The organism is Bradyrhizobium sp. MI1.11 (assembly GCF_055811255.1).
This window is the reverse complement of the sequence record NZ_JBVVPM010000057.1, coordinates 33,012-51,036: the sequence shown is the minus strand read 5'-3', so window position 1 is coordinate 51,036 and position 18,025 is coordinate 33,012. Positions and strand designations below refer to the sequence as shown.

16 protein-coding genes and 1 pseudogene are annotated in these 18,025 nt (G+C 58.0%); 8 read left to right on the top strand and 9 right to left on the bottom strand.

The annotated features are described in order from the left end of the window. The first annotated feature begins 239 nt into the window (after nt 1–239). Nucleotides 240–719, top strand: coding sequence for a PH domain-containing protein (locus AC0L30_RS35145; protein ID WP_063995469.1), 480 nt, complete (start codon nt 240–242; stop codon nt 717–719). A gap of 1,021 nt (nt 720–1,740) precedes the next feature. Here AC0L30_RS35145 and AC0L30_RS35140 read toward each other — a convergent pair. Then, the gene (locus AC0L30_RS35140; protein WP_473406263.1) at nt 1,741–1,959 is read right to left on the bottom strand and encodes a hypothetical protein; all 219 of its coding nucleotides are present in this window, start codon (nt 1,957–1,959) and stop codon (nt 1,741–1,743) included. A 204-nt stretch (nt 1,960–2,163) separates the two neighbouring features. Between AC0L30_RS35140 and AC0L30_RS35135 the strand changes: the two genes are divergently transcribed. Continuing rightward, nucleotides 2,164–3,090: a hypothetical protein gene (locus AC0L30_RS35135; protein ID WP_473406262.1), complete on the top strand. Its 927-nt coding sequence runs from the start codon at nt 2,164–2,166 to the stop codon at nt 3,088–3,090. 79 nt (nt 3,091–3,169) lie between these two features. Here AC0L30_RS35135 and AC0L30_RS35130 read toward each other — a convergent pair whose 3' ends face one another. Then, nucleotides 3,170–3,550, bottom strand: coding sequence for a hypothetical protein (locus tag AC0L30_RS35130; protein ID WP_354059943.1), 381 nt, complete (start codon nt 3,548–3,550; stop codon nt 3,170–3,172). A 392-nt stretch (nt 3,551–3,942) separates the two neighbouring features. Here AC0L30_RS35130 and lpxD point away from each other — a divergent pair, with 392 nt between their 5' ends. Continuing rightward, nucleotides 3,943–5,004 carry a UDP-3-O-(3-hydroxymyristoyl)glucosamine N-acyltransferase gene (gene lpxD / locus AC0L30_RS35125; protein WP_354213074.1) on the top strand — a complete coding sequence of 354 codons (1,062 nt, stop codon included), beginning with the start codon at nt 3,943–3,945 and terminating at the stop codon, nt 5,002–5,004. 317 nt (nt 5,005–5,321) lie between these two features. Here lpxD and AC0L30_RS35120 read toward each other — a convergent pair whose 3' ends face one another. Continuing rightward, nucleotides 5,322–5,456, bottom strand: coding sequence for a hypothetical protein (locus AC0L30_RS35120; RefSeq protein WP_354172134.1), 135 nt, complete (start codon nt 5,454–5,456; stop codon nt 5,322–5,324). A gap of 1,078 nt (nt 5,457–6,534) precedes the next feature. Here AC0L30_RS35120 and AC0L30_RS35115 point away from each other — a divergent pair. Together AC0L30_RS35115 and AC0L30_RS35110 are read left to right on the top strand one after the other, a co-directional pair. Further along, nucleotides 6,535–6,675 (top strand): annotated as a pseudogene (locus tag AC0L30_RS35115) (helix-turn-helix domain-containing protein); the annotation flags it as partial. A gap of 629 nt (nt 6,676–7,304) precedes the next feature. Next, a complete protein-coding gene (locus AC0L30_RS35110; protein WP_354059945.1) occupies nt 7,305–7,826 on the top strand; it encodes an HdeA/HdeB family chaperone in 522 nt (173 codons plus the stop codon). 231 nt (nt 7,827–8,057) lie between these two features. Here AC0L30_RS35110 and AC0L30_RS35105 read toward each other — a convergent pair whose 3' ends face one another. Next, entirely contained in the window at nt 8,058–8,180 is a 123-nt protein-coding gene (locus AC0L30_RS35105; RefSeq protein ID WP_473406261.1) for a hypothetical protein, read from the bottom strand. A 423-nt stretch (nt 8,181–8,603) separates the two neighbouring features. Here AC0L30_RS35105 and AC0L30_RS35100 point away from each other — a divergent pair, with 423 nt between their 5' ends. Continuing rightward, nucleotides 8,604–9,485, top strand: a complete 882-nt coding sequence (locus AC0L30_RS35100) for an AraC family transcriptional regulator (RefSeq protein WP_473406260.1) — start codon at nt 8,604–8,606, stop codon at nt 9,483–9,485. A 491-nt stretch (nt 9,486–9,976) separates the two neighbouring features. Here AC0L30_RS35100 and AC0L30_RS35095 read toward each other — a convergent pair whose 3' ends face one another. Beyond that, the gene (locus AC0L30_RS35095; RefSeq protein ID WP_473406259.1) at nt 9,977–10,693 is read right to left on the bottom strand and encodes a hypothetical protein; all 717 of its coding nucleotides are present in this window, start codon (nt 10,691–10,693) and stop codon (nt 9,977–9,979) included. Between the two features lie 286 nt (nt 10,694–10,979). After that, a complete protein-coding gene (ppk2, locus tag AC0L30_RS35090) occupies nt 10,980–11,828 on the bottom strand; it encodes a polyphosphate kinase 2 (RefSeq protein WP_473406258.1) in 849 nt (282 codons plus the stop codon). A gap of 546 nt (nt 11,829–12,374) precedes the next feature. On the opposite strand from ppk2, the gene AC0L30_RS35085 reads away from it, so the two are divergent. Further along, nucleotides 12,375–13,727, top strand: coding sequence for a phospholipase D family protein (locus AC0L30_RS35085; RefSeq protein ID WP_354172137.1), 1,353 nt, complete (start codon nt 12,375–12,377; stop codon nt 13,725–13,727). Between the two features lie 340 nt (nt 13,728–14,067). Here the strand turns inward: AC0L30_RS35085 and AC0L30_RS35080 are convergent, their stop codons facing one another. The 3 genes from AC0L30_RS35080 to AC0L30_RS35070 form a co-directional block, all read right to left on the bottom strand. Beyond that, entirely contained in the window at nt 14,068–14,841 is a 774-nt protein-coding gene (locus AC0L30_RS35080) for a bestrophin-like domain (RefSeq protein ID WP_354172139.1), read from the bottom strand. Between the two features lie 311 nt (nt 14,842–15,152). Then, complete coding sequence (locus AC0L30_RS35075) at nt 15,153–16,559, bottom strand: tyrosine-type recombinase/integrase (protein WP_473406257.1); 1,407 nt, start codon at nt 16,557–16,559, stop codon at nt 15,153–15,155. 717 nt (nt 16,560–17,276) lie between these two features. Next, complete coding sequence (locus tag AC0L30_RS35070; RefSeq protein ID WP_354129194.1) at nt 17,277–17,495, bottom strand: hypothetical protein; 219 nt, start codon at nt 17,493–17,495, stop codon at nt 17,277–17,279. A gap of 222 nt (nt 17,496–17,717) precedes the next feature. Between AC0L30_RS35070 and AC0L30_RS35065 the strand changes: the two genes are divergently transcribed. After that, a complete protein-coding gene (locus tag AC0L30_RS35065) occupies nt 17,718–17,996 on the top strand; it encodes a hypothetical protein (protein ID WP_007601447.1) in 279 nt (92 codons plus the stop codon). Nucleotides 17,997–18,025 lie beyond the last annotated feature (29 nt).

Below are 18,025 nucleotides of genomic sequence, written 5' to 3'. Positions count from 1 at the left end.
ATTGGGTGGCCGCTTTCGATCGGAATCGCTGGCCGCCTTCCGTCGGAATCGGTGGCCGCTTTGCCTCGGATTCCGCAAATAGCAATCAACCCTCAGCTCGCTCCGGCCCTTTTGCGGGGGATCGTTGCGGCTCTCGGCAGCTTCCGGGCGCGGTCGATCAAAGGCTTGAGATAAATCAAGGTCCCGATCGGCTCAAAGGGCGCAAGATGCTGCGGTGGCGGGTTAACTCAGGGTCCGTTATGGCGCGGTATATCGACAAGATTATACAGCCCGGCGAACGGTTGCTGTATTCGACCAACGAACACTGGATGTACTTTCTGCCCGCAATCGCTGCGTGGATCGTGGTGGTCGCATTTTTGGTGCTGTGGCGCTTCTTTACTTCCGACGTGCTGGCTTCGGTTTGCTTGGCCTTCGCGGCGGTAGCTGGGCTTGCGGCTTTGTACTGGACGGCGACGGCTTGGTTTCACCGCTGGACCACCGAGACCGACGTGACCAACATGCGGGTTGTCCACAAGACAGGTTTCATCAAGCGGGACACCTTTGAGATGAGCCTCGACAAAGTTGAGAGTGTCGATGTCAAACAGAGCATTCTTGGCCGCTTCATGGACTACGGCGACCTCACCATTCAGGGTGTCGGCGAAGGCACGCGAACCATTACCACCATCACGGCGCCGCTCGCGTTTCGCAACGCCATCACGACAAGGCCGGTTGGTACGTGAACCAAGGCATGGTGTGACAGCCGCCTGGCCTCACGGCAAAGCATTGCCGGCCAGCCGTCAATGCCGCCGACCTGAACGCACCAAGCCGCTGAACTGGCGAAGATCAAGGTCAGGGTGACTTCGGCAGCTACCAGCAATCATAAGCGGGTGTTACCTCTGACCATTCCGATCCCAACATTCCGCCCCCGGGGAAGCCCCGCTGGGCATTTCGCCTCGATGTCTGCGGGGAAATGAATAACCGGCACCAGTACCTGCTCGAATCAAATCTCGGCCTACACCCCCCGGAGTGCACCCGATCATCCGCCATCGTGCGAACATCCAGAGGCTTTTTGCAGGAGTGGACCCGCGTCTGGGTCAAAACCGCCCGGATGAAGAAGCGAAAGCGCAGGGTTTAGCACAGGCGTCATGAGGGACCTCTTCTGGCCCTAAGCGGAAGTGCGGGTGGAAACGTGTCACGTCGACTGTCAGAGGCAAACCGGACGCCGAGCCCGCTTTAAGTTCACCGCCGCCTCCCCCGTTGCAGACGTTCTCGGAGGGATCAGGCGATGCCACATGGTGCGCCGGTGCGCTTTGCTCAAAGGACAGCGCAAAGGCCCGGTTTGATGGGGTTCTCTCCGGGCCTCTGGCTCCGCTTCGTCGCACGCCGGTTCGGGATCGAGAACCCTCGCAGACGAGACGCCGGCAACGAATACAACCACAGCCTGAGTCGGATGGTGAAATTGAGGCGCAAACAGCGCCGCGTATGCACGGCGGTCCGCGTTGGCCTGGGGAGCACCTCAGAGCGACAAGACAAGCAGTGCCACCAGCACGAGGTTGAACGCGCCTAACGCTAGCACGGCGACATCAAAAACGCGGGTCAAACTGATCATAGTGTCCCCCGATACACGCCGACCGGGTAAAATAGTAGAACTGCCACGAGAGGAGGTCTATGCGGTTTGTGCCTCAGCACCCGATGATGGAAGGCTCCCCACGCAGACTGCAACTGAATCGATAGGGAGGTCGCCTGAGGAGCCGAGACCACTTATCCCAACACCGCTGAAGCAGCCGGGTCAATTAAGAACCGTTGATCCATCTCAAGTCTTGCAAGCAAGTGCGACGTCAGCTTGGCCCGTTCATCGCTCTTCGAGGAGGTGAGAATGATCAGGTTGATTGCAATTGGCGGGTTCGCTCTGTCTCTCGCGGTGTCGGCGCAAGCCACGCCCGTTGCTCCCATGATCGCGCAGCCGGACAGCATGGCCACGGAAATTGCTGCTGCCTGCGGCGTGGGCAGAATTCGGGTGAACGGCGTTTGCGTGGCACGAACAACCGTCCGGCAAACCCGTCGAGCCGTCCGCAGATGTGCGACCGGAATGACCTGCTAGCGCCTGGCTCAAACAAAGCAGTAGTTTGTCTCGCGGTCAGCGTAGCTGATTAGGCGAAAAAACGCGTCTCGACCGGTAGTGCCGTGGCCAATGAGCAAAGCCCAGCATGGATTGAAGAGCGCCGCGTGCGCGGTGCACTGGACGACGTGATCATCGTTCCAGTTGCTTTGATAGCGGTCGCCGCGAACAAGATCCTGCGTTTCACTATCGCCGTTTTGATGCGATTGCTCGACTATACTTTCCCTCTGGTCATGGAGATTGTCCGGCTTCCGCTTTTCGCGGCCAGGGTTCTGGGTAACCTGATCGTCGCTGTCACCGCCGGTGCGCTGGGCATCCTTCCGCTATCCGAGGCGGGGCGTCGAAAGTGGATCGTGTCAATGCGCCGTCGCTGGTCGTGGCTCCGGCGCAGAATTAGCTATCGGGCGTTCGAGCGAACCCTGCACGTTGCCTTTGCCAAAGGTATGGCGTGGGTGTTTCGAAAATGTCGTCATCTCACCCCGAACACCGCATTGCTTGTAATCCTGGCTGCGGTAGTGTGGCTTCCAATCTCTTTCGGCGTCGCGACAGTGATGCATGCGGTATTGTTTGCCAAATTAGCCTCTTGGCCAGCCTGGATGCAGCTTTTGCATCCGTTGGCTACGGTGATCGCTAAGAGCAAGCTTCTGGTATTGCCGGTGTATCCGGCAGCGTGGCCGCAAGCGAAGAAAAGTTCGTTCGCTCGGCTCATGGGCAGGGCCTACGAAAACATCCAGCGTCAGTACGTCATTAAAAAGCTAGGCTACCGTTATAGACAGGCCGATACGGTCGGCCTCGCAGTGCTTCACGCGTTGATGCGCTCAGCCTGTTTTGCGTCGCTCGCCGGATGGCTTCGCAATGCGCACGTCGCTGAACATCTTGGCGTGGAAAGACCCACGCAGAAATTGCGTTCGTTCTTCTCCCGGTGGTCGATCAAGTTTTCAGCCGAATATTACGAAGCACAGGAGCGGCAAGCTTCGAATGTTCCGCGATAGATCGCTGCGAAGACACTGCCGGGCTGGCTACGGAGATAAACCTGTTGCAAGATGCACAGACCGGCGGGAGCCGCCCCGTTCAGTTCCCTGCCACTCCTCCATTTGTCCTTTTCTCGCGCAATTCCAACCCGATGGCGAACGCGCGATGTTCCGTCTTCATCTGATCATCGCGTGCGAGAGTTTGCGCATCAGACGGGGATACGGAGGCCGCCCTCTGGAGACGTTTTCTGACAGCAGCGCTACAAAACCGAGTGGCGGCCACCGCAACATTCTGCAGGCTGATGGGTGAACTGCCCTTTGGCTCCAATAGTCGGGCGACTTCTTGGTAGAGGCATTCTTCTCTATCGGTGACTTCGGCCGCATCGACAATCGCGGTGGCCTGGATCGGGTCAAGCTGCGCGTCGGTTCTGCACGATGCGCAAAGGATTGCCACCACAATGAAGAGCAATGCTCGCGTCATCTTTTCATCTCAGAAACCGGAAAGCTCGAGAATTACCAGCCTGTCCCGATCAAAAAAGGGCGATCGCCGAGCGGAAGGTTGATCTAAGTCAACTCTGACGTGCCTGGAGAAGAGCCGGCAGGTCCGACGTTTCAAGATGCTAGGGGGGCAAGGGCGGCTTGGTGGCACCAGCAATATTACCACTATCAAGTGGCTTGTAACCGCTTTCTGAACGCGTTGCGGGTCCCGTTATCCAGTGCGAAGTGCTCAGCCGAAGATGCGGCTTGATCTGAATCAATTCTGCCGACGGCAGAGAGCAACATTGCTGTTGGCCCAAGGCATCTAGGGAACGCTTTTCGCCGCGGCTGCGACTGACCAACAGACATGGATGGGCCGGGACAGGCGTAGGAGGAATGCCAGTCGAACCCGGTTTGCTGCAGGGGGACGTGATGCTCGAAACAGTGCTGGGCAGTGCAAGGTTCTTCCGGCGAACTGGTCCGCATCCACTCGCGCTCGTCGCTAGCACGGCGCGGGGTGTGGCAGACGAACGTGAACTATTGCTGGAAGGTTTGGCCCCTTTGCAAGCGGCCGGGCCGACTCAAGTGAGCTTTCTAGACAATCGCCGTTACGCTTCCGCCCTGGATCAAACCTCCGCCGGCGCGGTGCTCGTTCACCCTGATATGGCTTCACGAGTACCAGCGGCAACTGTGGCGATCCAAACGAGCGAACCGTATGCGGCTTGGGCCCGCGTTGCTGCCCTGTTCTACCCTGTACCACCGCCATGTCCTGGTGTTCACCCTTCGGCAATAATAGCGGATGGCGCTCAAATTGATCCTTCAACAGAAGTTGGACCCCTGTGTGTGATCGGAAGCGGAGCGGAAATAGGGCCGGGCTGTCGGATCGGTCCTTGCGCAGTCATCGGAAGCGGCGTCAGCATCGGTAGGGACTGCCGGATTGGCACACATGTGAGCCTGAGTTACGCGGTATTGGGAGCACGCGTTTACGTATATCCGGGTGCGCGGATTGGCCAGGAAGGGTTCGGATTCGCATCCACCAACGGCGGGTTTCTCTCGATCCCCCAGCTTGGGCGAGTTATTCTGGAAGATGATGTCGAAGTTGGTGCCAATTCGACGATTGATCGCGGATCATCGCGTGACACCGTGATCGGCGCTGGCTCCCGCCTCGATAACCTCGTGCAAATCGGCCACAATGTTACTCTCGGCCGCTGTTGCGTTGTAGTTGCACAAGTTGGGATCTCGGGTTCAACCGTGCTTGAGGATTTCGTCCGCGTCGGAGGGCAGGCGGCTATGGCGGGGCACCTCCGGATAGGGCGAGGTTCGGAGATCGGCGCGCAAGCGGGCGTCATTTCGGATCTAGCACCCGGTGCTAGGGTTCTCGGAAGCCCTGCCCAGTCGATAAAAACCTTCTTCCGACAGATTGCCACGCTTAAGAAGATCGCCGCCCAGAGGAACTGAAAAGGCGGCCAGACTGGCTTGATCTACCTCAAGGGTGTTGAGCGGCGATGCGCGTTGAGGACGAGTCGCAGGAGGAGCCTAGGCTTAGGGGGCTTTGGTAATTCCTTATAGTAAAACGCGACCCGTCACTGCCGGATGAACACCGTTGCAAGGGGTGGTCGCGGCGCGACGTAGAAACGCGCTGCGCATCTCACACAGGACAAGTGCTCGGCGATATCAACGCGCAGTCCGGATCGCAATTGGTCCGATCCGCAATCCGGACACTTTCCGACGTTTAGAGATTTAAGAATGTCTGTCTCGCTCATGGCCCACGACGGTCAGACGCCGAACGAACGCTTGATGTGCTTCGCCATAACCATAGCCGCCTCAGTATACTTTCCATTTGATACTTGCTGATCACACAGCAACAAAAAAAGCAGCGCGACAACGGCGATCATAAAGCCTTTGAGCATAACGGTCTCTCCATGAAGAGACTGCCAACCGAGCAGATCTTGATAATGGTAAGTTCAAACGAGTGTCGCCGCCGCGACGATCGCAATGGTCTCAACGTTGGCAAGGACCTATTAAAGTTCCGTAAAACAGAACCGAAGGGGCGAGCGCCCTCGATCTTCGGACCAATCAATAATCCCTCGGTGAAGCATGGGAAGACGCCTCTAACAGGCTGGTCAATATAGTTGGCGTAACCGGCAGGACCTATCAACCCGCGCCCGCCTCAGTTGTGACGAGAGGTTCGGCTATTGATTCGCTTGGTATTCCAGCGTTCCTCGAGGTCGCCCAACGATCCCTTAGAACTCACAGCTTGGATCCGCCAACGATGGCGGGCAAGGGCGCCTAGTCTCATCCGGGCGCCCTTATGCTGAGGTCTTAAGACCCGCGCCAGACGTGCAACACGCCTTAGCGAAAGCCGCCGACGAAATGATCTGACAGGTCCGCTGGCAGCATTTGGGCTGAGATCATCAAACGACCCGCTCACCATGGTCGCGAGCTCGTGTGCCGACGCATGCTCTGCCCAGCGGCGACCCAAGGCCAAACTCGTTGCCGATCTGCCGTTGCGTCCATGGTCCAGGACTATCTCCGCCTCCGTGGCCCCGGCGAAGCGGATGCCGCGCCGGGGCCTGTACGTTCTCGCCAATTCTGAGAAGCTTGGGGGCTGGAAAGAATCGGCAAGGCGCACCGTAGACAAGCAGATCTGCAGCCTGCGGCTACTGCACTTTGTGCCAATGGGTGAATGCCGACCGGAGTCGCTGTCGGGCTGCCGGCAACATCGATCGAAGTCCGCAGATGGTTCGACGAGCGCGTCGCCGCGAACGACCTCGGCGGCTCTCAGCGACACCGGAATCGCTCTGGCTCTTTCGGACTACGGCCCTTAGTCAGCCTGTTATGCAGAAACCGCACGCGCCGAAAATGAGACGGCCTCAGTCTGGAAGACTGAGGCCGGGGGGCATTGAGTACCGTTGGGGTCGGTACTCTACAATTCTAATCACGACAGGCAAATTTGCGTATTGACCTAGAGGACAACAGGAGCAGCTTCCCGTATCCGAAGTTGCTTGGCTGCTTGGCTATCGCGAGCTGAGTTCACTCAGACACGCGTTCAAGCGATGGACCGGAATGACACCACGACAGTTCCGGTCCAGGTCTCCACACAGGCGGAGTCGCAGCGCAAAACCCTAATTGCCGTTGATTACTTTCGACGAGCGCAGTGCTTGCCTGCGTGTGGAGCGAAGAAGGGTGACGTCATTGGCGCTCGGGTTTGCAGGCCGGCTCAAGTGCTATTCATAGTGTACTCAAGGACAATGCCCTTCGGTGCAATTGCGAGTCCCTCTGCCCTGCTGCAGCTTGCTCCGGAGCAGTTCACTTGGAAGAGGGGGAGATCATGTCTTGTCATGCCTCGATCCGACGGCACTTCCCGGACCCGTCAATCACGACCGAGGACCGCGAGACGTCGCTGGCGCAAGAACCGCGGCGAGGTTCTATTTTGATGCTCGCAGGATTCCGAACCGAAGTTGAGACCCAATTGGTGATCGATCGACTCTTGAGTGAGTACTTTACGCCCGAATCGCGGCAGGCGTAAGCGCCTTCGCGGTCTCTTGCGCCAGTGCTCGCCATCCTTCCTTCGCGAGGACATACTTTGCTCGAGCCGGAATGGTTGGCAGGGACATTGCTTCGCCGGCGTTGATCTAGATCAACTAGGCAGTCGCCACGACGCCCGAATACAGTTGTCGTCACGGAATGTGTGATCATGCTGTTGCTTGATCTGGTTTCCAATCGTTGCTCGGGAGGTCATCATAATGAGGTGCAGATTGCTTCTGCTTGCGCTGGTCGTAGTCTCCTCAGCTTTCGCCAGTGAGGCGCGCGCCACGACGGCCGATATTCGCAGCATCACCTGTGGCGAATATCTTGCCATGTCGGCTGCCCCGTCAAGCAAGTTTTCGGCTTGGATGACCGGTTGGTTTAGTTATGAAAGTCGGAGGACGTTTGTAGATTTTGACCTGCATCGGGCAAATGTCACAAGCGTAAGAGGGTGGTGCCAATCCAACCCAAATGCCAGTGTGATGGTAGGGCTGGAAAAATCGATAGGCGTAACTGCTGTGCCTACTGCTACGCTGGATTTTAACAAGATCACCTGCGGAACTTGGCTGGCATACGGTCCAGCAGATCAAGATTTCGTAAGATACTTCATGAGTGGCTATTACAACGCAGCGGCAAGCAACAGTGTATTGGATTACGACCGCCTGCAGCGGAATTCCAGTGCGGTCGTTGCGTATTGTAAGAAAAACAAATCCCGGACTCTACCAACGGCCATTCAGAATAGAGCTACCTAGGTCGAACCAGTTTGCAACCGCTTGCGAGCAACGGAGCGCGCTGCATTAGCGTGGCTCCTGCGTAACAGCGCAATTCATTTGAGCTTCGTTCACTGTGGCATGTTGGACTAGACTCGGTTCACCGTGATTTTGGTTTTTGCCAGTTCGTTCGGCTCTGATGAGCACGCATGTGCGAAAGGCTTACCGATAAACGTTTTTAGAAGGAAGCCAACCGCCCACGTCCCGATCTGATCATTGCACTTGTCGCAGTACTGATTTTTTGAGGTCTGCCAAAAGGCGGTAGTCATTCGCCATCTGCAACAGTTTCTCCTTCATCGGCGATCCCGGCGGCAGCGCGGCCGCGTCCTCACGCATCGCGTTCTCAACTTCATCGCACTGAGCCGCGGTCAGCGGTTTTTCACACGCCGGTCCCCTCCGCCAATCTGTCTGATTTGAACCAATTCAGAACGGGGCGCTCCGAATGCTTCTTTTGTGCGCGCGCTGAGAAGCTGTCACAGGCTTGTCACACGGCCTATGCGACTTCGGCGCATCTCACAGAAATTTCTTTGCCGTTTTCGCATAGCGTAGCCGTATCGCTCGGTTAGGATTATTGTCATTGCACCCTGAGCGTGTACGCATTGATTTAGTGGGCCCAAAGTGTCGCGGAGCAAAGTACTCGGTTTCGTCGATCCCTTTCAGTACGCGGCAAACGTCCGCTCGGCTGACATTGAGATATTTCCCACGGTTAAAGGCAAATTCAGTGCTCAGCTGACGCAAGTAACGTTCGCCTAACTGTGGATGCAGCGCTTCGAGGAAACTCTCCCGCGCATTCACAGAGGAACGATTAAGCCTGATCGCAAGGTATTCACCTTCCTCACCGAAGATCAACCAGAGGTCTACAACCGCGGCAGGCTGTTTTCGTTCGGTGAAGTGTGCGCCAATGACAGCGACATGCAGCATGTCGCGACGACTGGAAATTATCGTCTTGGTGGCATTTCGCTCAAGGTTGACGAGCTTGCCGCGGCGTGTGAATCGGTCATGGGCGTCGAGTTCCGCCCAGAGCAATGCAATGGCTTCCTTCGGCCTGATCCAGAGCTGCTGAAGCGCTTTTTGGAATTGCATGCATTGGTGGGAGCCTTCGCCGCGACCACCCCTGAGCTTCTAGAAATTCCTGAACTCGTCCGTTCGGTCGAGCATACAGTGACGCACGCCTTCCTTGCATGTATCGTTGATTGCAGCTCGTCGAAGATAAAGGAGAGGGGGCTGCGTCAGAAGGTTATCATGGACCGGTTCGAAGCCTTCATCGAGGCACACCCAAACAGCCCATTGTACCTCGATCAAGTTTGCATGGCCGTCGAGGTCGCCGAGCGAACGTTAAGGAGCGCCTGCGAGGACCATCTAGGGATGGGACCGATCCGTTACCTGACCCTGCGGAGAATGCATCTCACTCACCGTGCATTGCTGGCGGCGCTACCAGGTTCCGCGACTGTTACGCAGATCGCGACCGCGTACGGTTTTTTCGAGCTGGGTCGCTTCGCAGTTGCGTATCGCGAACTATTTGGTGAGCCTCCGCTCGCCACCCTGCGTCGCCCGATGCACGAGCGAGGTGCGAATGCAAATCGTCGCTCAGCGAGCTTTTCGTCTCGGAATGAAAGCCGAGGGCCGATTTGGACGCACTGAATGGGTGCCCTTGCATCATCGGGTTAGGGTCATTCGCGCGAAAGTTTGGGGCATCCTGGGCGGCATAGCGGATGAAACATACTTGGTAAGTCACCTATGAAGTGCCCGCTGATGGCACACTGCTAAGACGCCGGCATCCGCGCCTGACAAAGATGTTTGTAACCGAAGCAGAAGCGCGAGATTTTGCGCGGGCCAAATACAATGCCGGACTGATCGTCACCGCCGGGACCATACTCCCGCATCTCCCGAGAGCATTGATTCCTTCCGAGGAAATCCCATGCTGGCTTACGCCGACCAGATGTTGACCTAGCGATTCGATCCGATCTGCTAGCATGGTTCATCTCGCCGAGGACCTTCGCTGTCATAATCATTCTCACCATCGTGCTTGCTGTTCGCGCTAAGACGACTTAACCGGTTCGACAAATGCTTGCCGCAGAAAAGTTATACTCCGTGTTTGACTCGAAGAATTTGGATCGTGCCCGCGCCGGCAGTCACGCGTGTGTCGCCGAATGGACAGGCGGAGAAGCAAGCTCGCGGAGTATGGTGACTAGCTCCGCGTGAACGGGCGATGTTCGATCACTGAACGCCTCGATTGGATTGGTTTCAGTGAGCCGGTTGATGCGCGTCAACAGGCGAATGCGCTGACGGCGGGTAAGTTTGGCTTCGGACGAGCGCCAGCGGAAGAACAGACGAAACAGTTCGCCGTCACCGAAGAGTTGGTTAAGCTCGTGTGTCGTGACGTAAGCAAGGAATAGGACCATCAGCCATAACTGTATTGATAGGAAACGGGCCAACGGGAACTGATCCGCGAAATGGTCACCGAAGTCGGCGACCGCGCCTCCTGCAGCGACGAAGTGGACGAGTTCCTCGGCCAGCCGCACGATCAGCACGCAAAACCAATAGATCGCGCTCTTGAATAAGATGGGCTGGATCAATGGAGCACCGTCGAATCGGCGCATAAAGGGCAGATTGTCAGTTACCAAGACGGCCTTCCCGATTAGCAGCGCTGCTACTAACGCTATGAAGAAGCCGCTGAACTCGATGCCGTGCTCCTGCAGTATCAGGTGTTTGGTCCATAGGATTAGGTTGAAGCCGACGAGGAAAAAAAGCGTCGGAGGAAGTGCATGCCTAACCTGTGCAAACCACCAATTGATGGCCCGCCGTACAAGCTTAGTCAGCGAGGAGGCCGTAATGGCAGGCTGGCTCATGCGTAGCTCTCCAAGGTTTGCGCCGAACTGGCCGTGGCGATCACCAAGGTGTTGACAGGCTAACGGCAACTCCTCCGAGCAGTCTTTTGGCTCGGGCGCAGGTCATTGACCTAAATCAAAGATAGAAGATCGCGAATGGGTGCGACGGAAGTCAATGCGGCGATCCGAGCAACGTGGAAAACCGTCTTCCCGCGAATCTCCAATTTCGTCAGGTGCTTTGAGTTTGGCTGGACAGCAACGGCGGCGCCTTCCGCTCGTACGCAACGCCGGCATAACACGGTCCAAATCAGTAATGGCTGGCAATCGGTTGGCCGGCGCGTAGACCCTCCGCAGCATTCTTGGGACGCTGCTGCGCGTTGGGGATCTTGGGTAGGGCGACATCGACCGTCCTATAAGGAATGCTGTCGAGCAGATGCCGGATCAAGTTTAGACGTGCGCGCCGCTTGTCGTCGGCGGGGACGATGTGCCAAGGCGCCCATGGTGTGTGGGTGGACTCGATCATGCGCTGGTAGGCCGCCGTGTAGTCCCACCAGCGCCGCACCGATTCAGTGTCCATCGGGCTCAGCTTCCAGTGCTTCATGGGGGCGTTGATCCTGGCCTCAAACCGGCGCCGCTGCTCCTCCTGGCTGACATCGAGGAAATACTTGAGCAGGGTGATTCCATTGTTGACGACCATCTCCTGCTCGACCATGGGCACCATCTTCATGAAGCGCTCGTACTGCTCGTCAGTGCAAAAACCCATTACTCGCTCGACCCCGGCCCGATTGTACCACGAGCGGTCGAAGAGGATGATCTCGCCCGCCGCTGGAAATTGCGCAATGTAGCGTTGGATGTAGACTTGGGTCTTCTCGCGGTCGGAGGGGGCGGGCAGGGCTACGTGGCGGAAAACCCGCGGACTTGTACGAGCGGTGATCCGGCTGATCACGCCGCCTTTACCCGCCGTGTCCCGGCCCTCGAAAACAACAATGACTCGGGCCCCCTGGTCTTTGACCCAAGTCTGCAGCCGGGTTAGCTCGACTTGAAGCTTCGCGAGCTCCTCCTCGAAATGCTTGCGGGGGATCTTGCCGTTCTTGCCGAACGACGCGTCTGGAGCCTCGATTACCTCGCGATTCTTCTGCTTGCTTTTCGACGCCATCGCCAATCCTCCCTGCCAAAAGGTATTTATCCCTTACTCAAGTCGATCCGCCGTGATGCCATTGATCTATCTCAACGCTTCTCACAGCAATTAGCCTCCATCCCGGAGGAGGTGACCGCCTGCAAGGCGAGTAGCCTTGGACGGTAAGGGCAGCGACCGATGATATGGACACCCCAATAGTCGCAAGGTCGCTAGCTTGCACTTGACGGATTGCTATTATGTCGTTTGCGTTATTGACCGTGGAGGTTGGAGAGCGCCATGTGCCGCGAAACTGCCTACCACGACGCAGGCGTCCGCCGGACGGACGCCGACACACAGCGAGCCGGCAGTGCTGTGGAGTCTGTCGAGCCTCGGGCACTCGCTCGTCACGGACTCCCACGCACACTTATAATTTGGCTTGCTGAAGTTCTCACCCCCGGTAGCACCGATCGGACAGGCTTTCCCCGAAAGCCATCGACAGCATTTAGCGACCCTGCATCGACGAGGCTGGGCCAATTCTTCGGGTCGGCGGCCGATCAGCATCCTGGCCTTTCCGGCTTCAGCCTCTTGAGCGGCGGGCGCGAGGCTTTCATCGTTCGTCTGGCGTTGGCCGACTTGGCCGAGCGTAGCCTCGACATGCAGTACTACATGTGGGATGGCGATACGACCGGTCGGATCGTCGTCGACCACGTGATGAAGGCTGCCGATCGCGGCGTTAGGGTGCGCCTCCTCGTCGACGATCCCTTCTACAAGGACAGCGATTCCGTCAAAGCGTGCCTCGACGCTCACCCCAATGTTGAGATCCGTCTGTTCAACCCGCTCACTAACCGGCGCTGGTCAATTCTCGATTTCATTTTTGATTTCGGCCGGGTCAATCGACGCATGCATAACAAGTTGATGGTTGCTGACAACGCGGCCGCAATTGTCGGTGGCCGCAACATCGGTGACATCTATTATGGGGTGAACACCATTGCTAATTATCGCGATCTGGACGTGTTGGCAGTTGGGCCTGTCGTCCCAGATCTCTCGAGGGTTTTCGACCAGTACTGGAACAGCTGCTCAACCGTGCCGATCTCAGCCATCGTCGACAGCGAGCATGGCGCAGACGATCTCGATGTCGTCATGTTTCGATTGCGTGAGGCGATTGCGGCGGCCAACTATCCTTATCCAATCGACCATGACCTCTACCAGTTGGCGACCCAGAGCGGCGAGCTTCGCGACAATCTCGTATGGGCTAACGGCTATATTGTCGCCGACGATCCGGAAAGCATCGCCCCCGGCAGGGAGAGTGATAATGTCATTGCTTTCATCCGGGAACGGATCGCACATCTGAAAAAGGAACTTTTGGTCGAATCGCCGTACTTCGTCCTGCCGGCCGGAGCGCAGGCGACCGTTACGGGGCTGCAGCAGCGGAATGTTCGTGTGCGCGTACTGACAAACTCACTCGCTTCGAACGACATGCTTCCGGCCCACTCAGGTTATGCCAAGACCCGACGGCGGCTGCTCGGGCATGGTATGGAGCTATACGAACTGCGCCCGGACACTGACGCTTTTCGGTCTGGTTGGTCGCTCGTTTCCGGGCGGTCACGAGCGGCATTGCATGCCAAGGCCATGGCCTTCGACGGTGAAGCCGTGTTCATCGGTAGCTTCAATCTCGATCCGCGCTCTGCCGTGATCAACACCGAAGCGGGCCTCTACATCGAGAGTGCAGAGCTGACTAAAAGGCTGACTGACTACATGGGGACCGGTGTGGCTCCCGAAAATTGCTACCGCGTCCTCCTCGATCCGAAAGGGGAATTGGTGTGGGAGACGGAGAGGGACGGTCAAAAGGTGAGCTATCGGGACGAGCCCGACGCTGGCTTTCGAAGACGTTTGGCCGCCAACCTATGTAAGCTCCTACCTATCGACTCGCAACTTTGACGCTGGTTCGTTCGCGACCGACGGCGAGCAACAGCCATGACTTCCGAACGAGGCGCAGAGGCCGCTTGCAATTGTGGCCAGCACACTATCCGCGGCAACCCCTAGCGGCTTGGCATTCCACGCCCCCCGTCGAATCGCAGTCCCCGGGCTGGAAGTCTGCGAAATGACTGCCGTTCTGCCGCCTGTGATGCGTCGCCGCGCGTTCAAACAGGCCCATAGCTTGCATTCGCTCGCATGCGAACTGGGCAGGCACGCTCAACCGTTGCAGCGCTGCTGCCCGGCCTCCATCACGCTATGCTCTGCTTTGACGTGGAATTGAGCGCGCAACTCGGCACCAACGCTAGTCGTTAAAGGTTGAAAGGCTTGCTAATGTGTCGATCAATGGTTGCTGACTTATCGTAATGAAGCCGACATTTGGGCGGTCCAGATCGAGTATTACGAATATTACGCTACAGACTAGAGCAGTCGTAATGAGAACAGGAGTTCGAGTCCGGAGCGGGTCAAGCCCGCTTGCATAGCCCGCAAAGCCGCACGCAACAGCAGCCATGCCGGAAAGCATTAGTAAGACAATGTGCGGAATGAAGTTTTGCAACGCCGCAAGACGCTTTCCTTGGTCGTCGATCATCTCGTTAAGCGCTTGGATAAATAACCCTGTTGGCACCATACTATTATCTTTGGCAGAAAGAGCTATTACCTGCTGCCATAGCGCTTCTTGGATCGTGTTCGAACGATCAACAAGCGTCGGAAGTTCCGCAAAAGGCTTGCCGGCCGGAACGATCCGTATCTGGGCATATTCCCGAAGGAGCTTCAGTGATTCGGCCCGATGAGGTGCTGGCAGGAGGCGTGCGCGCAGAGCCGTCGTGCCAATCGCGTTCGCTTCAACGAGAACCGCTTCGCGCCGAGCTTCGAAACGTGTGAGCGCCATCAGAAAAGTGAACCCAATAATCAAAGCTAGCAATCCCAAAAGCGATTGCTCCAGCGCAGAGATGTTGGCGCTCGCGCCGTGACCCTCGGTCCGTATTCCCAGTCGCCATCCAAATTCGCTCGCTAGAAAGACAATGGCGGCGCCAATTGAGAAAATGACGAGAAAGTAGAAGTTGTACAGTTGCCCCACGACCTCACCTTGAAAATTCCCCCGGTCGCTTGTGATGCTCAGAACAACTGATCATACTTTTGATCGAGATCATGGTCTTGGTATTAGTCATCCGCTGACCGGAGCGCGAGCGGGCCTCCACTGCTACCCACAGGGCTTCTGAACATTAATATATTGTCTCGCAGCCGGCCGTCGCCGGATCGCACACAAATGTAGACACATGATCGCCATTGCCTTGATATACTTAAGTTTTTTAGGCCTAAACCTTCCCTACGCAGGGGGATGGTCTGGCCCGAGACCTGTGATGGGCTCAGAGTTGGTCGGTGGCGCAGTCAGGCGACGAGCCGTGGCCCTCCATGCTCCAGGCCCTCGGCGACAGGCTCGCCGACGATCCGCCGCAGCTCGGTCGCGATTCCGTCCAGCACCGCCCGCTTTTCCTTCATCCGTTGGGAGTGGTTGTAGACCTTGCCCGTGACGGTCGGCACGATGGTCTCGCCCTTCTTTGTCACGGCGTGGTCAAGGCATTTGGCGATGGCAGCATCGTCAAAGCCAAGATCGCCGGCCAATGTTGCCGCTGTCCGGCGCAGGTCGTGCGGCGTGAACCGCTTGAGTCCGAGCAACTCGCAGAGACCGGTGGTCTTGGTCTTGTTCTTGTTCGTTTCGTGTTTCGTGCCGCGCAACGCGTCGGCCATCGCTTTGCGGTGGATCGGCTGGCCCTTGTATATCGGGCTCTCGAATACGAACTGCTGATCATCCGAGGTCAGCGCCTCCTTGATGATCTCAAGAGCCAGATCCGACAACGGCTGCTGGATCACCCGCCGCTTCTTGACCCGCTTGAGAGGTACGTCAAAACGCGGATATTTGCCTTTGATGTCAAACAGCTCGTCGCGATGCGCACCGAGCACTTCGCGTGATCTCAGCATGGTCACCAGCTCGAACTTGAGCGCGAGGCGGGTGCGGCGGTCATAGGGCAGATCATTGCGGTCGAGGCCATGCCAGAAAGTCCTGATCTCGTCCTCGGAGAGAACCCGAGTGCGCGGATGCTCGGGATCGAGCTTGGGCAGGTTGATGCAAGGGCTGGCCGTCACATAGTCGCGGCCTGCCTCCGCCGCCCAGTTGAACAGGCCCGACGCTGCCTTGCGCATGTGGCGCGCGTTGCTGACCGAGGGCCTGCCAAACGTCCCCGCGACGATGTCGTTCGATAGCGTCGCGATGTCATGCTTTGTGACATCGCCCGCGAGTGTTTTACCAAGCCGGGCACCGAGGAAGCGGCGCAGGTGGGTCGCCGTATTTTCCCAAGCCTCCAGCCGGGGCCGCATCTCGCCGTCCGGCTTACGGACTGGCTTCTTCATCCAGTCGATCCGCTCCTCGATGATCTCGGCGACGGTCTTGCCGCGCTTTGCCTTGTTGGCCTTCTGGTCCCGGAAGGTCTGGGCGAGAGCCTCGCCACCCCTTGCCTTGAGGCCATAGACCCTGCTGCGCGCGTCCTCGACCGTGAAGGTCTCCGCATTGTAGACGCCGAGCCAGCCGGTGCGCTGCTTCCCGGTCTGCCTGTCGGTGAACTTGAACGAGAAGGTTGCTGCGCCAACCGCAGTGATACTGACATAGAGGCCGGCGCATTTGCGGTCGTAGAACTTGGTACGCTTGGCAACCCGCTTCTCGCACAGGCGGTCGGTCAGGATGACGCTGCTGTTGCGGCCGCGCTTGCCGACGGGGGAGGGGGCGATGCTACTATCCATGTGGTTTCGGCTCCTAAGGCTTGGGACCAAAGGGCTCGGCTTGAAGGCTTTCAGTTTGTCGTGCGGACGCTGAAAGACTTAGGGCCGGGCCCTTAAGTTGGTGAAGCCCGCTGAAACAGCCTGCATCAGGGTAGTCGAAAAGCCCTTATTTTAAAGTCTTTTGTTAGTTTCGGCGTGTTTCACCGAATGCCAAAATATAGACGTGTGGTCCTGGCCGTCGTTGCTACGGTCAAGCCCTGACGAATGCGGCATCTGCGTCAACCGGCGCGGTGTCGGTGACTTTCGCTGGGGTGAGGGAGGCCAGAACGAACTCGGCTCCCGGGAGAGCACGGCATAAGCCGTCCAACCATCGCGCAGGGAAGGCCGAGTGATTGGCTACACCTGTATGCCGCTGTGCGGTTTTCCTGCGTGTGCTTTTCGCGCAGCGGACCGCGGGTGCCAGGTCAGCACCCGGCCTTCCCTGCGCCCTCTTGGACAAGAGGGTGGAATGACCAAGCAAAGCTCGGGCGAGATCAGCCGCGAGGCTGCGAAGCTGTGTCTGCAATTCAAAAATGCGAGCTGGAAGCGTCGCGTTACCGCGTCATACTCCGTCATTGCGAGCGCAGCGAAGCAATCCAGAAATGCATCCGTGGAAAATGTCTGGATTGCTTCGTCGCAAGAGCTCCTCGCAATGACGACGTGGAGGCAGTTTCGCTTGATCGCGCTAGGCTTCCCGCATCACCGTCCCGCTGGTGCAGACATCGCGCCGTTGGAATAGCGCGACCAGTCGGGCTCGGTCGGCTGCGACGGCCACAGCGCGGCGTTGGAGTCGCGCACCGACTGGGTGATGGGATGGGGTTGCGCCTTGCGGACATGACGGCGGTCGTTCGCCGCGGCAGTCTGGATGATGGCGGCGGCAATCAGCGTCGCGCCGAGAATGATAAAGGTCTTTTGCATCGTTACTTTCTCCCGTAACGGCGCCCGGCTGTGAGATGTTTGTGTGGTCGCCGTTGCGGCTGACATGGCGATGCGCCCAGCCGATATCAGCGTTCGCGACATCACATTGGGGCGAGCCAATTTTCTAGCCTCGGCTAAATATTCGGCAATCGCGCCCGCAGCCCCGATGGACTTGACCTGCGCAATCCGGTTCAATGGGCCAAATCTGGTTTCTGGGCGACAATGATGTCGAAATATCTGCTGGTCCTTCTGCTGATCGCCTCGCCGGCCGTGGCGCAGGTCAAGCTGACCCCAAAAACCTCGGCGGCGCATCCGGACCCCTGCGCGCCGATCGGACGGACCGCGGACGGCAAGCTGGTCTACTCCATGAAATGCGAGAATTTGCCGGTGCCGCCTCCGCCGCCGCAGGCGGAACTGAGGGAGGCGCCGCAGCCCGCCGCCGAGCCGGAGCCCGAGACGCGGCGGAGCGGCGTTTTCGGCTGGTCCTACGACCGCAGGTAACCGGCCGCGCCCCTTGCGCGAAGCCCGAC